Below are 13,955 nucleotides of genomic sequence, written 5' to 3'. Positions count from 1 at the left end.
CCAGCCGCGCGCCACGATGCCGTCATAACAAACATCCGGGGAGATACCGATGAAACGATTCCTGATGAGCGTTGCGGCGCTCGGGCTGATGGCGGGTGCTGCCTCTGCCGATTACACGCTCACGATCCTGCACACCAACGACTTCCACGCGCGGTTCGAGCCGATCAGCAAGTACGACGGTCCCTGCTCGGCCGAGGATAACACCGCTGGCGAGTGCTTTGGCGGTTCCGCGCGCCTGATGACGGCGATCACCGAGGCGCGGGCGCGATCGAACAACTCCGTGCTCTTTGACGGGGGGGACCAGTTCCAGGGCACGCTGTTCTACACCTATTACAAGGGTGCGCTGGCGGCCGAGATGATGAACCAGATGGGCTATGACGCGATGACCGTGGGCAACCACGAATTCGACGATGGTCCCGAAGTGCTGCGCGGCTTCATGGACGCGGTGGAGTTCCCGGTACTGATGTCGAACGCAGATGTGTCGGCGGAGCCTCTGCTGAGCGATGCGATCCAGAAATCCGTGGTGATCGAACGCGGGGGCGAGAAGCTGGGCCTCATCGGTCTGACGCCGCAGGACACCGACGAGCTGGCGAGCCCCGGTCCGAACATCACCTTCACCGATCCGGTGCAGGCGGTGCAGGGCGAGGTCGACAAGCTGACCGAGATGGGCGTGAACAAGATCATCGTGCTCAGCCACTCGGGTTATGGCGTTGACCAGCGTGTCGCGGCGGAGACAACGGGTGTGGACGTGATCGTCGGCGGGCATTCCAATACGCTGCTGTCCAACACCTCGGACCGGGCGGAAGGCCCCTATCCGACGATGGTGGGCAGCACGGCGATCGTACAGGCCTATGCCTATGGCAAGTTCCTGGGTGAGCTGAACGTGACCTTCGATGACGAAGGCAACGTGACCGACGCCAAGGGTGAGCCGCTGATCATGGACGCGGCGGTGACCGAGGACGGTGCGACCAAGGACCGGATTGCCGAGGCCGCCGGGCCACTGGAAGAGATCCGCAACCGCGTGGTGGCCGAGACCAGCGAGGCGATTGGCGGCGAGCGTGATGTCTGCCGGGCGATGGAGTGCCAGATGGGCTCGTTGATCGCGGACGCGATGCTGGCGCGGGTGAAGGACCAGGGCATCGACGTGGCCATCCAGAATGGCGGCGGCATCCGGGCCTCCATCGACGCGGGTGAGGTGACCATGGGCGAGGTGCTGACGGTGCTGCCGTTCCAGAACACGCTGTCGACCTTCCAGGTCACCGGTGCGGTGCTGGTCGAGGCGCTGGAGAACGGCGTGAGCCAGATCGAGGAAGGTGCCGGGCGCTTCCCGCAGGTGGCGGGCATGACTTATGCCTTTGACGCCAGCCAGCCCGCTGGCAGCCGTGTCAGCGACGTGATGATCGGTGGTGCGCCCATCGAGATGGACAAGGTCTATGGCGTGGTCAGCAACAACTACGTGCGCAACGGCGGGGACGGCTACAAGATGTTCCAGAACGCCGAGAACGCCTATGACTTCGGTCCGGACCTTGCGGATGTGACGGCGGAATACCTGGCGGCCAACGGGACCTTCACGCCCTACACCGACGGTCGGATAACCAAGAAGTAAGACCCGACCGAGCGGGTGCTCAAGCAACGCCCCGGCCAGGTGCCGGGGCGTCTGCGTTTCGTGGGGCCGATCTTCCACAATTCTTAAGCGAATCGCGGCAAACCGGGGCGATCTTGGAAAGGGTTTCGGATGACAGACGTCACGCTTTACGGGCTGCCGCCCACGACGAACACGCGCACCGCGCAGATGGTCCTGGCCGCCAAGGGGGTGCCCTACCGGCTGGAGGTGCCCGATACCCGCGGCGAAGCCTACACGGCCCTGCATCCCTTTCGCAAGGTCCCGGCCCTGAGACACGGAGCGCTAAGCCTTTTCGAGGCGCTGGCCATCGCGACCTACGTGGATGAGGCGTTTGACGGTCCAGCACTCCGACCGGAAGACCCGGCCGCGCGGGCGGTGATGATGCAATGGATCAGCGCCACCTGCGACTATGTCTACGACGCGGCGATCAAACGCTGCGTGATCGAGCGGATCGTGAAACCGGCCGTGGGCGGGACGACGGACGAGGCTGTGATCGCGGCGGCGCTGCCGGATGTGGGACATGCGCTGGACGTGATCGACCGGGCGCTGGAGGGGCGGGCCTATCTTGCCGGGGATGCGGTCAGCCTCGCCGATTTCTTTCTGGCGCCGATCCATGTCTACCTTGCCGCAACGCCCGAGGGGCAGGGGATGTTGCCGGTGCGGGGCAACCTGCAACGCTGGGCGGAGCGGATGGCGGACACGCCGGACTTTGCGCAGATCAACGCAATGGGCTAGGGGCGCGGGCCCTCAGCCCGCTGCGACGGCGGGTTTCTCTGGCCCGTCGTCCGCTGCCTCGCCCTGGGACAGTTTCACCGTTTGCAGGCTTGACGTGCGGCCGGCGTTGAGCGGCTGGAAGGCCGTCTTGCTGTCGCCGGTGACAGCCACGCGGCGGCTGATGCGCCAGATGGTATAGAGGATCAAGACGCCGTGCGCTGATGACGTCACCACGAAGAGCGCGCGAATGCCGATCTCGGACATGGCCCAGCCCGCCACGGTCGGCCCGAGGATCGAGCCGATGCCGAAGGTCAGCAGCAGCCCGCCCGATATCTGGATGGCGGTGCCGGGCTCCGCGTGGTCATTGGCGTGGGCCACGATCACCGGATACATCGCGTAGATCGACCCGCCGAGCAGGGCAGCAAGGACGTAGTTCAGGGTCGTGCCCTCGGGTGCCAGCAGGATGAAGGCTAGATCGGCCACAAGCGCCAGCGCCGCGACCGCGACAAGCACCTTGCGCCGGTCCATCTTGTCCGACAATAGCCCGACGGGCATCTGCATGACCGCCCCGGCGAGGATCGGGATCGAGGTGAAGAGCGCCACCGCCGCCACGGCCAGACCGACGTTCTGGGCGTAGACCGCCGCAAGCGTGCCGAAGGCCGAGTTGGAGACGCCCACCCAGAAGACCGCGAAAACCGCTACGGGCGAGTTCCGCCAGAGCGCGCGCAGGTTCAGCTTGACGCTGACCATGGGCGCGGGCGTGCTGGTGTTGCTGAGCGCGGTGGGCACCAGCGCCAGGCAGTAGAAGATCGCGGCCAGCGCGAAGAACAGAAAACCGGTCGTATCGCCAAGCGTCAGCAGCATGAAACCGGCCGTCGTGGCCCCGAGGTTGACCATGGTGTAGACGCCAAAGACCCGCCCGCGCGAACCGGGATCGGTGCGCTCGCTCAGCCAGCTTTCGACGATCATCGCGGTGCCGGCAAAGCAGAAGCCCGAAAGCCCCCGCAGGGTGATCCAGGCCCATGGCGTGATCACGATGGCGCTCGACAGGATAGAGACGGCGGCGATGGCGCAGAGCGCGCCGAAGACGCGCACGTGACCCACGCGCGCAACCATGGCCGAGGTCATGATACAGCCCACCACGTATCCCAGAGCCCAGCCGGTGCCGAGAAGGCCGAGCGACACACTGGAAAAGCCCTCGTAATTGCCACGAACGGGCAGGATCAGCCCGTTGATCCCCCCCGCGAACAGCAGGAAGGCGGAGCCAAGCAGCAGCGCGGATATGGGGATGAGCTGGCGGATGGTGATCACTCTGTTGCGAATTTTGCGGCATGTTGCCAGATCGCCCGGGGGGATGAAACCGGGTTTCCGGGCGCGCGTTCCCATCTCGGTGCGCAAAGGCTAAGTTGCGGTAAACGTCGATCAACAAGGAGGCGCCGCGATGTGTGGACGCATGGCCGTCACCCTGCCACCCGATGCCATGGCGCAGCTGTTTGCCGCGGCCCCCGCGAATGATCTGCCTGCGGTGCCCAACTACAACGTCTGCCCCACCAACAAAGTGCATATCGTTACGTCGGACCCCGAGCGGGGAAGGCAGCTCGGTGCGATGCGCTGGGGGTTCATCCCGCGCTGGTACAAGAAACCCTCGGACGGCCCCTTGCTGATCAACGCGCGGGCCGAGACGATCGCGGAAAAGCCCGCCTTCCGCGACGCCGCGCGCCAGCGGCGCGGGCTGATCGTGGCCTCGGGGTTCTATGAATGGACGAAGGACGCCGAGGGCGGGCGCGATCCCTGGTACATCTTTCGCCGGGACGATGCGCCGCTTGCCTTCGCGGCGGTCTGGCAGGACTGGAAGACGCCCGAAGGCGAAATGATGTCGACCTGCGCGGTGGTGACCACTGGCGCAAACGACAAAATGCAGGCCATCCATCACAGGATGCCTGTTGTCTTGGAACAAAACGACTGGCCTCTCTGGCTTGGTGAAGCCGGAAAGGGTGCTGCAACGCTGATGCGGCCAGCGGCGGATGACGTCCTGGGCTGGTATCGCGTCGACAGGGCGGTCAATTCAAACCGCGCCAGCGGCGCACACCTCATCCGGCCCTTGGCAGAGGATGCCAAGGGGGCGTGAACTCCCGTCTAGGCGGACCTGGATCAGTCCGCCAGCGGCGGGGCGTCGAAGCTGATTGCGCCGGAAATTTCGATCCCGGCGATATCGAGGCCGGAGTAGGTCATCGGCGTGGTCTCGTCCACGCTCAGCATGAACTGGCCAGAGATCGCGATCGGATCGGATGCCCAGCTTCCCAGGGGGCCGGAAACGACGTGTTCGGCTTCGCTCCAGTTCTCGAAAACGATGTTGTCGCCCGGTGCCACGTAGACAATCTCGGGGAAGTACCCGCCGTCCACGATCATCACGGTGTGATTCGCGGCCTGGGCGGCCCCGGTCATCATCCCGATAGCAGCGGCAAGGGCGATGGCGCCTTTGCTCTTTGTGGTAAGCATAGCAGTGCTCCTTGTGTCGGCCCCCACCGGTCACAGAAGCAGGGAATAATTGGTAAATAGGGCGAAATTTTGACAAACCGCGAATTTCTTTGACGAAGTCCAGCAGTCACGGGGCAAAACGCCTTATTTTCGGTTCCGTTCCGGTTCGGCCTGCCCTGCCAGCCATTTCCGAAAAGAGACGAGGGCCGCGCTTTCCTCCTTGGCCTCGGGCCAGACGAGGTAGTAGCTGCCGATGCTTTGCGTGGTCTGGGCCGAGGCCAGCACCAGCTGGCCGTCGCGCAGATAGGGTTCGGCAAAGAACGTGGGCAGCAGGGCGACACCCAGCCCGTGAATCGCGGCCTGTGCCATGGTCGAGAACTGGTCGAAGACCATCCCGGCGGGCGGCTCCGTCTCGACCCCGAGGGCTGCGAGCCAGCGGGCCCAACCCTTGGGCCGGGTCTCGAGGTGCAAGAGCGGATGGGAGAGCATGTCGGCGGGATCGTCAAGCGGGGCGGCCAGCAGATCGGGGGCGCAGACCGGCACGACGGTCTCGGGCATCAGCGGCATGTAGTGCACGCCCGGCCAATCCTCATGGCCGAAGTGGATCGCCGCGTCGAAGGCGCTGTCCTGGATCGCGAAGGGTTTGAACCGGGTGCTGAGGTTGACCGTGACTTCAGGGTGCGTGCGGGCGAAATCGCGCAGGCGCGGGGCCAGCCAGTGCATGCCGAAGGCGGGCAGAATGGCGAGATTGAGGTAGCCGCCCGTGGGGTTCGTGCGCACCGAGACCGAGGCCCGCGCCAGCCGGTTGAGGATCTCGCGCACCTGCAGGACGTATGACTGACCGGCATCGGTCAGGGTCAATTGCCGTCCCTGCCGCTTGACCAGCGCCACGTCGAGCTGTTCTTCGAGCGTTTTCAATTGCCTGCTGATCGCGCTTTGCGTCAGCGACAGCTCCTGCGCCGCTGCCGTGGCACTTCCGAGACGCGCGACAGCCTCGAAGGCGAGGAGCGCGGAGATGGACGGCAGGAAGCGGCGCGGGGCGATCATATGACTTTTTCTCATATATCCAGAACAAAGCAGCGATAGTCTTTTGGCCCGAAATTTGCAATAAGCGGGCCAAACGCGAACTTTCACATGAAAGGAACTGCCATGAACGCCGAAGCACCGATCCTGAAAGCCAAGGACGCCCCCGACCTCGGAACCTTCGAATGGTCCGACCCCTTCCGCCTGGAAAGCCAGCTGACGGAAGACGAGCGCATGATCCGCGACAGCGCGAAGGCCTATGCGCAGGAAAAGCTGCAGCCCCGCGTGATCGAGGCCTATGCCGAGGAAAAGACCGACCCCGAGATTTTCCGCGAGATGGGCGAGATGGGCCTCTTGGGCGTGACCATCCCCGAGGAATACGGCGGGCTGGGCGGCAATTATGTCTCTTACGGTCTGGTCGCGCGTGAGGTCGAGCGTGTGGATTCGGGCTACCGGTCGATGATGTCCGTGCAATCGTCGCTGGTGATGTATCCGATCTACGCCTATGGCTCGGAGGCGCAGCGCAAGAAATACCTGCCGAAACTTGCCTCGGGCGAATGGATCGGCTGTTTCGGTCTGACCGAGCCTGATGCGGGCTCTGACCCGGCGGGCATGAAGACCCGCGCGGTCAAGACGGCGAATGGCTACAAGCTGACCGGCTCCAAGATGTGGATTTCGAATGCGCCCATCGCGGATGTTTTCGTCGTCTGGGCCAAGTCCGAGGAGCACGGCGGCAAGATCAAAGGCTTCGTGCTGGAGAAGGGCATGAAGGGTCTGTCCGCGCCGAAGGTCGGCAACAAACTTTCCTTGCGTGCCTCGATCACCGGCGAGATCGTGATGGATGGTGTCGAGGTGGGCGAGGATGCGCTGCTGCCGCATGTCACCGGTCTGAAGGGACCCTTCGGCTGTCTCAACCGTGCGCGCTATGGCATTTCCTGGGGTGCGATGGGGGCCGCCGAATTTTGCTGGCATGCCGCGCGGCAGTACGGTCTGGACCGCAAGCAATTCGGCAAGCCGCTGGCACAGACACAGCTTTTCCAGAAGAAACTCGCCGACATGATGACCGAGATCTCGCTCGGTCTGCAGGGCTCCCTGCAGGTGGGCCGCCTGATCGACGAGGCCAATGCTGCGCCCGAGATGATCTCCATCGTCAAACGCAACAACTGCGGCAAGGCCCTCGACATCGCGCGCATGGCCCGCGACATGCACGGCGGCAACGGTATCTCAGGCGAGTTCCAGGTGATCCGCCACATGATGAACCTCGAGACGGTGAACACCTACGAGGGCACACATGACGTGCACGCGCTGATCCTGGGTCGGGCGCAGACCGGGTTGCAGGCTTTCTTTTGAGAACACCCGGCGGCGTGCCATTGGCTGCGGTCGCGCATGAGTTATAGTGGAAAGATGAAGCGAGGGGTTGCGCATCGGCGCGGCCCCTTAGTCCTGTAGGGGAGAGGGCGGTTGGATCGGGTTCAGATCGTTCACGAGAATTTCCTGCGTCGGGTGGCGGGGCGGGATTTTCCGCAGTCGGCTACTTCGGGGGAGGAGCTTGACCGGGAGACGGCGCTGAGCCTTTACCAGTCTCAGGTACTGTCCCGCGCGCTCGATCTGGAAAGCCGCGCGATGCAGAAGCGGGGGCAGGGGTTCTATACCATCGGGTCCTCGGGGCATGAGGGGATGGCGGCACTTGGCTATGCGCTGCGGGTCGATGACATCGCCTTTTTGCACTACCGGGATGCCGCGTTTCAGATCGCGCGTGCAGCCAAGGCGGGGCAGGGGGGCATGATGCGGGACATGCTGCTGTCTTTCGCCTGTTCCTCGGACGATCCCACCAGCGGCGGGCGGCACAAGGTACTGGGATCCCGGCCGCTGATGATCCCGCCGCAGACTTCCACGATTGCGAGCCATTTGCCCAAGGCCGTGGGGGCAGCGCATTCGATCACGCTGGCGCGGCGCAACCGGCCCGAGCATGCGATCCTGCCGCGCGACGGCATCGCGATGTGTTCCTTTGGCGATGCCTCGCTGAACCATTCCACCGCGCAGGGGGCGATCAATGCCGCCTGCTGGACGGCGGTGCAGGGCGTGCCGTTGCCCCTGCTCTTTGTCTGCGAGGACAACGGGATCGGCATTTCCACCAAGACGCCCACGGGCTGGGTGAAGGCGACCATGTCGGCGCGTCCGGGCCTGAAGTATTTCGAGGCGGATGGGCTCGACATCTTCGCCGCCGTCGCCGCCGCCCAGGAGGCCGCGGATTGGGTCCGCACGCACCGCAAGCCGGCCTTCCTGCACCTGCGCACCGTGCGCCTTTACGGTCATGCGGGGCCGGATGTGGTCACGTCCTACCTGCCGAAGGCGGAGGTCGAGGCGGACGAGGCGCATGATCCGCTGCTCTACAGCGCTACCGGTCTGGTGGCGCAGGGGATGCCGCCCGAGGACGTGCTGTCGGTCTACACAGGTATGCTCGATGAGGTCGCGCAGGCCGCCGAGGAGATAGCCGGGGCACCCTATCTGCGCAACGCGCAGGAGGTCATGGCGAGTCTGATCCCACCCAAGCGCGAGGTCACGCCCACCAACGGTCCCAGCCCGGAGCGGCGTGCCGAGGTTTTCGGCTCGGACATGGCACAGATCGACCAGCCGCAGCCGATGTCGCGGCTGATCAACTGGGCACTGCATGACCTGATGCTGGAGCATGACCACACGTTGCTGATGGGCGAGGACGTGGGCCGCAAGGGGGGCAACTATGGGGTGACGCAGAAACTGCACGCGCGCTTTGGCCCCGCGCGCGTCATCGACACGCTGCTGGACGAGCAGTCCATTCTTGGCCTTGCCATCGGTCTTGCGCACAACGGGTTCATTCCGATCCCCGAGATCCAGTTCCTCGCCTATCTGCATAACGCCGAGGACCAGCTGCGCGGCGAGGCGGCGACGCTGTCCTTCTTCAGCCGGGGTCAGTGGACCAATCCGATGGTCATCCGCATCTCGGCGCTGGGGTATCAGAAGGGGTTCGGCGGGCATTTTCACAACGACAATTCCATTGCCGTGCTGCGGGACATCCCCGGTGTGATCATCGCCTGCCCTTCGACCGGCGATGAGGCGGCATGCATGCTGCGCGAATGCCACCGGCTGGCGCTGGAGGAACAGCGCGTGGTGGTCTTTCTTGAGCCCATCGCGCTTTACCCGATGCGCGACCTCATCGAAACGGGGGACGGCGCGTGGATGCGGACCTATCCGGCGCCGGACCGGCGGATCGAAATGGGCACGGTCGGCGTGCATGGTGACGGTACGGACCTGGCCATCGTCACCTACGGCAACGGCCATTACCTGAGCCGACAGGCGCAGCACGATCTGGCGGCACGGGGTGTCAAGGCGCGGGTGATCGACCTGCGCTGGCTTGCGCCCCTGCCGGAGGCGGCGCTAATCGAGGCGGTGGGCGACCGTCCGGTCCTGATCGTGGATGAATGCCGCCGCACCGGCGGGCAGGCCGAGGCGTTGATGGCGCTGATGGCCGAACATGGTATCGCCCGCTTTGCCCGGCTGACGGCCGAGGACAGTTTCATCGCCACGGGCCGCGCCTACGGGGCCACCTTGCCGTCGCGCGAGGGGATCGTTGCGGCCGCCGACGCGCTCTTGCAACGTTAGGGCACAGCCGATTGCACCGGGACTGACCATGTTCTAGGCACACCTGAGGCATTTGCGCATCACAAATTGCGAAAGGGGCCTGTGGTCCGTGGGCGTGACGCCAAAACCTTGCGACAGCGAAATCCCCTGCGCGAAGATCGGGTCACCTGGTCCACCGTCGAAGGGTTCCGATGTTCTTCAAGCGATCCTGCATCCTTTTCCTCGCTTGCGCGCTTTCTGCTTCACCCCTTGCCGCCGAGGACGCCGGGAACTGCGCCACTGCGGGAACCGACGCCTTTTTCTGCTCTGGCGAGCTTTTTCAGAAACTGGAACTGGGCAAGCATGAGGGCGTGAGTTTCTGGATGCACCGGGCGGGCTATCTGTCGAAGGTGCTGGTGGAAGAGACAGGCAGCAAGCGGATCAGCGAAAGCCAGATCGAAAGACGCATTCTCGATATCGTGTCACGGCAGGCCGAGAACCTCGGCCGTGCTTTCGCCTTTTCCGATCTCGATGCCACGATGGGTCCGGGCGTGTCCGTCGGTACTTTCAGCTACAGCCTCAAGGGGGCTCGGGGTGAGGCCTCGGTCCTGCACAGCTATGTCGCGGTCAAGGGGCGGGTCTTGCAGGTGGTTAGCCAACTGGCGCTGAAATCGGCGGCCAGCGAGGCGGTGAGCCTCGAGAAAGCCCATGCCGCCGCCCTGCGCGCGGTCCGGATCGAGGACCTCGGGTCGGACATCTGACGGTGACGGCAATCGCGTCAGTCCTTGATTGACGGCGCGCCGCCCTCGAAGGCATTGCCATTGACATAGTCGCAGGGGTCTTCCTGCATCTGCAGGTGCAGCCCGTCTCCGGTGTAGGGATGCGCGCGCGCAAGCTCTTCGTCCACCTCGATCCCGAGGCCTGGGGCGGTGGGCGCGGGGATGAACCCTTCTTCTACGCGAATGGCGCCCTTGATGAGGTCATCGTGGAAAGGCGTTTCGATGGTTTCGGCGAGAAGCAGGTTCGGGATGCTCACGGCAAGCTGGATGTTGGCGGCCCATTCCACAGGGCCTGCATAAAGATGCGGTGCCATCTGCGCGTTGTAGACCTCGGCCATGGCGGCGACCTTCTTCATCTCCCAGATGCCACCCGCGCGGCCCAGCGCCGGTTGCAGGATCGTGGCGGCCCCCGCGCGCAGCACGGGCGCGAATTCCGCCTTGGTGGTCAGCCGCTCGCCCGTAGCCACGGGGATGCGCACGGCTGAGGCGACCTTGGCCATCTCGGCGATGTTGTCGGGCGGGACAGGTTCCTCGAACCAGAGCGGGGAATAGGGCTCGAGCGCCTGACCCAGTCGGATCGCGCCTGCGGTCGTGAACTGACCGTGTGTGCCGAAGAGCAGGTCCGCCTTGTCCCCCACGGCCTCGCGGATAACGTGGCAGAAGGCGACGGATTGGGAGATGTCCGACATCGCGGGCATATGCCCGCCTCGCATCGTGTAGGGGCCTGCGGGATCGAACTTCACCGCCGTATAGCCGCGTGCGACGCAATCCGCCGCCGCCTCCGCCGCCATGTCGGGCGACGTCCAGAAGGCGGTCATGTCATGCTGCGGCAGGGGATAGAGGTAGGTGTAGGCGCGCACGCGGTCGTTCATCATGCCACCCAGGAGCGTCCAGACCGGGCGGTCGCGGTCCTTGCCCAGAATGTCCCAGCAGGCGATCTCAAGCCCCGAGAAGGCGCCCATAACCGTGAGGTCCGGCCGCTGGGTAAACCCGCTGGAATACACCCGGCGGAACATGCGTTCGATGTTCTCGGGGTTTTCGCCCTGCATGTGCCGCTCGAAGACGTCCGCGATCACGTGGCGCATCGCCTCGGGCCCTACGGAGGACGCATAGCATTCGCCCCAGCCGGTGACGCCGGTGTCGGTGGTCAGCTTGACCAGTATCCAGTAGCGCCCGCCCCAGCCGGGGGCCGGCGGGGCGGTGACGATGATATCGAGGTCTTGCAGCTTCATGTGTAATTCCCCTCAGTCGCCCGATTGTGCCCTGCTCTCTTCCCGCGCTTCTGCCCCTCGTTCTGGCCAGATAAAGTCCCGGGGTCTGGGGCAGAGCCCCAGTCCGACCTCAGCGAAAGGGTCTACCGATCGAACAGGATCACATTCCTCCGGGCCGCCCCCGTCTTGGTATCGGCAATCGCCTCGTTGATCTGGTCGAGCGTCCAGCGGCCCGAGATCAGCTCGTCAAGCTTCAGCCGCCCCTGAAGGTAGAGGTCCACCATCCACGGAATATCGCGCTGGATCACCACGTCACCCATCTTGGAGCCGACCATGCCCTGGCCCATGAAGGCCATGGTGACTGGCTCGTAAGAAGACATGTCGCCGGAGTGGGGCATGCCGACCATGATAACCTTGCCGCCGCCCGCGAGGTAGCGGGGGGCGGCATCATAGGCGGGAATGGCGCCCACGGTGACGATCACCGCATCGGCGCCGCGCCCCATGGCCTTTTGCGCCGCGCGCCATGGTTTGGGGTCGCTCGCCAGCACGCCGTCGGTTGCACCGAATTCCCTGGCGATTTCCAGCTTCGCCTCGCTCATGTCGACGGCCACGATACGCCGTGCGCCCGCGATGCGCGCGCCCTGGATGGCGTTGAGTCCAACGCCGCCCGCGCCGATAACAACCACGTCCTGGCCTGCGCGCAGCCCCGCCGCGTTGACCACGGCCCCGACGCCGGTGATCACCCCGCAGGCGATCAGCGCCGCGCTATCCTTGGGGATGTCGTGGCTGATCTTCACGACCTGGCTTTGCTCAACTACGACCTTCTCGGCGAAGGCACCGGATGCCATCGCCTGGTGCAACTTGCCGCCATCGACGGTTTTCAGCGGACCGTGATCGCCGTCATAGGGGGTTTCGCAGACCGTGGGCTTGCCGCCCGCGCAAGAGGGGCAGGCGCCGCAGGCGCGGATCAGGGTGACGACGACGCTGTCCCCGGGTTCCAGCCCACGCACGTTGGGGCCGACGGCGCTGATGCGGCCTGCGGCCTCGTGGCCGTAGACCGCCGGAAGCGATCCGCCCCAGCCGCCTTCGGCGTAGGAAATGTCGGAATGGCAGATCGCCACGGCGTCGAGGGTCACTTCGACCTCGCTGCCGTGCGGTGCGCGCAGGTCGACGTCTTCGACGACGAGGGGCTTGCCGAATTCATGGGCGACGGCGGCTTTGATATGGGCCAAGGCCAGGTCCTTTCTTTTCAGGTTTCGGCCCACGTTGGCCCGCTGCCTGTCGAAGTGCAAGTGCCGATGCGACAGCGCAGAGTGCGGTTACGCCACCGGTTGCCGCCTTGGGCGCAGAAGGAAGAAGACGAGCCCCAGCAACGTGAGGGCCAGCGCCAGCACAAAGGGCGCGCCGGGCAGATAGAGGGGTGCGTCCTCGGCGGTGAAGCGGGCGAAGGTGGCGGTCATCACGAGCGGCGAGAGGATCATGGCGAGCGAGGCGGCGGAGGTCAGCGCGCCCTGCAATTCCCCCTGCGCATTGGCCGCGATGCGGGCCGACATGATCCCGTTGAGCGCGGGCGGGATCACACCTGCGAGTGCCGCGAGCGGCGTCAGGATCAAGGCCAGCGTGCCCGAAGTGACGAAGCCGAGGCTGAGATAGGCCAGCGCGGCAAAGAGATGGCCCGCAACCACGGTGCCGCGTTCTCCTAGCCAGGCGAGTGCCGCCCGGATGAGACCGCCCTGCACCAGCGCCATGATCAGGCCGAAAAGCGCCAGCGAAAAGCCGATCATCGCCGGTGTCCAGCCGAAACGCTCCTGTCCGAAGTAGGACCAGACCGAGGGGTAGACCGCGAAGGCCACGTGGTAGAGGAAATAGACCAGCAGCAACTGTCGCACGCCCGGCAGTTTGCCAAGGTGCTTCACGACACCGAAGGGGTTGGCACGGCGCCAGTCGAAGGGGCGGGCCATCTCTGGTGTCACGGTTTCCTTCAACACGATCGAGCCCAAAAGAAGGTTGCCCCCCGCCAGTGCCGCCGCGGCCCAGAAAGGCGCGCGGGTGCCGTATTCGGCCAGGACCCCGCCAATCAGCGGGCCCAGCACGAAACCCATGCCGAAGGCCGCACCGATCAGGCCGAAGTTGCGGGTCCGGTGTTCGGGGGCCGAGAGATCGGCCATCAGCGCATAGGCGGTCGATTGCGTCGCCGCCGTGATCCCACCGACGATCCGGCCCGCCAGCAGCAGCCAGATGCTGCCCGCAAGGGCCATGACCACGTAATCCGCGGCCATTACCGCCAGCGAGATCAGCAGCACGGGTCGCCGCCCGCAGCGGTCCGAGAGGCTGCCCACCGTGGGGCCGCAGAGGAACTGCATGAAGGCGAAAGTGGTCGTGAGGATACCGCCCCAGATCGCCGCCTCACTCAGCCCGCCGCCGTTTACCTCGCGGATGAGGTCGGGCATGACCGGTACCATCAGGCCGATGCCCATGGCGTCGATCATCACCGTGATCATGATGAAGAGGACGGTGGGGTTCATCCCC

At 65.0% G+C, this 13,955-nt stretch carries 12 protein-coding genes; 6 read left to right on the top strand and 6 right to left on the bottom strand.

What is annotated here, in order from left to right; translation table 11 throughout:
• The first annotated feature begins 49 nt into the window (after positions 1-49).
• The gene (locus AB2B41_RS14585) at positions 50-1,606 is read left to right on the top strand and encodes a bifunctional metallophosphatase/5'-nucleotidase (RefSeq protein WP_367878543.1); all 1,557 of its coding nucleotides are present in this window, start codon (positions 50-52) and stop codon (positions 1,604-1,606) included.
• Between the two features lie 129 nt (positions 1,607-1,735).
• On the top strand, positions 1,736-2,359 hold the full coding sequence (locus tag AB2B41_RS14580; protein ID WP_367878542.1) for a glutathione S-transferase family protein: 624 nt from the start codon (positions 1,736-1,738) through the stop codon (positions 2,357-2,359).
• 12 nt (positions 2,360-2,371) lie between these two features.
• On the opposite strand, the gene AB2B41_RS14575 is transcribed toward AB2B41_RS14580, so the two are convergent.
• Positions 2,372-3,649: an MFS transporter gene (locus AB2B41_RS14575; RefSeq protein WP_367878541.1), complete on the bottom strand. Its 1,278-nt coding sequence runs from the start codon at positions 3,647-3,649 to the stop codon at positions 2,372-2,374.
• Positions 3,650-3,779: 130 nt separating this feature from the next.
• Between AB2B41_RS14575 and AB2B41_RS14570 the strand changes: the two genes are divergently transcribed.
• Positions 3,780-4,466: an SOS response-associated peptidase gene (locus AB2B41_RS14570; protein WP_367878540.1), complete on the top strand. Its 687-nt coding sequence runs from the start codon at positions 3,780-3,782 to the stop codon at positions 4,464-4,466.
• Positions 4,467-4,489: 23 nt separating this feature from the next.
• On the opposite strand, the gene AB2B41_RS14565 is transcribed toward AB2B41_RS14570, so the two are convergent.
• Both AB2B41_RS14565 and AB2B41_RS14560 read right to left on the bottom strand, forming a co-directional pair.
• Complete coding sequence (locus tag AB2B41_RS14565; RefSeq protein WP_367878539.1) at positions 4,490-4,837, bottom strand: cupredoxin domain-containing protein; 348 nt, start codon at positions 4,835-4,837, stop codon at positions 4,490-4,492.
• Between the two features lie 123 nt (positions 4,838-4,960).
• Positions 4,961-5,878, bottom strand: coding sequence for a LysR substrate-binding domain-containing protein (locus AB2B41_RS14560; protein ID WP_367878538.1), 918 nt, complete (start codon positions 5,876-5,878; stop codon positions 4,961-4,963).
• Between the two features lie 87 nt (positions 5,879-5,965).
• Here AB2B41_RS14560 and AB2B41_RS14555 point away from each other — a divergent pair, with 87 nt between their 5' ends.
• The 3 genes from AB2B41_RS14555 to AB2B41_RS14545 all read left to right on the top strand — a co-directional run bounded on the left by AB2B41_RS14555 (position 5,966) and on the right by AB2B41_RS14545 (position 10,197).
• Positions 5,966-7,189 carry an acyl-CoA dehydrogenase gene (locus AB2B41_RS14555; protein ID WP_367878537.1) on the top strand — a complete coding sequence of 408 codons (1,224 nt, stop codon included), beginning with the start codon at positions 5,966-5,968 and terminating at the stop codon, positions 7,187-7,189.
• 111 nt (positions 7,190-7,300) lie between these two features.
• Positions 7,301-9,478, top strand: coding sequence for a thiamine pyrophosphate-dependent enzyme (locus AB2B41_RS14550; RefSeq protein ID WP_367878536.1), 2,178 nt, complete (start codon positions 7,301-7,303; stop codon positions 9,476-9,478).
• A gap of 170 nt (positions 9,479-9,648) precedes the next feature.
• Positions 9,649-10,197 carry a hypothetical protein gene (locus tag AB2B41_RS14545; RefSeq protein WP_367878535.1) on the top strand — a complete coding sequence of 183 codons (549 nt, stop codon included), beginning with the start codon at positions 9,649-9,651 and terminating at the stop codon, positions 10,195-10,197.
• A 17-nt stretch (positions 10,198-10,214) separates the two neighbouring features.
• Here the strand turns inward: AB2B41_RS14545 and AB2B41_RS14540 are convergent, their stop codons facing one another.
• From AB2B41_RS14540 to AB2B41_RS14530, 3 genes are all read right to left on the bottom strand, one after another.
• The gene (locus AB2B41_RS14540; protein ID WP_367878534.1) at positions 10,215-11,447 is read right to left on the bottom strand and encodes a mandelate racemase/muconate lactonizing enzyme family protein; all 1,233 of its coding nucleotides are present in this window, start codon (positions 11,445-11,447) and stop codon (positions 10,215-10,217) included.
• A 122-nt stretch (positions 11,448-11,569) separates the two neighbouring features.
• On the bottom strand, positions 11,570-12,658 hold the full coding sequence (locus AB2B41_RS14535; RefSeq protein ID WP_367878533.1) for a Zn-dependent alcohol dehydrogenase: 1,089 nt from the start codon (positions 12,656-12,658) through the stop codon (positions 11,570-11,572).
• An 87-nt stretch (positions 12,659-12,745) separates the two neighbouring features.
• Positions 12,746-13,951: a TCR/Tet family MFS transporter gene (locus AB2B41_RS14530; protein WP_367878532.1), complete on the bottom strand. Its 1,206-nt coding sequence runs from the start codon at positions 13,949-13,951 to the stop codon at positions 12,746-12,748.
• Between the last annotated feature and the right edge of the window lie 4 nt (positions 13,952-13,955).

It is taken from the genome of Sulfitobacter sediminis (assembly GCF_040811725.1).
Classification (GTDB): Bacteria; Pseudomonadota; Alphaproteobacteria; order Rhodobacterales; family Rhodobacteraceae; genus Sulfitobacter; species Sulfitobacter sediminis.
This window is presented reverse-complemented; position numbering and strand designations above follow the sequence as displayed.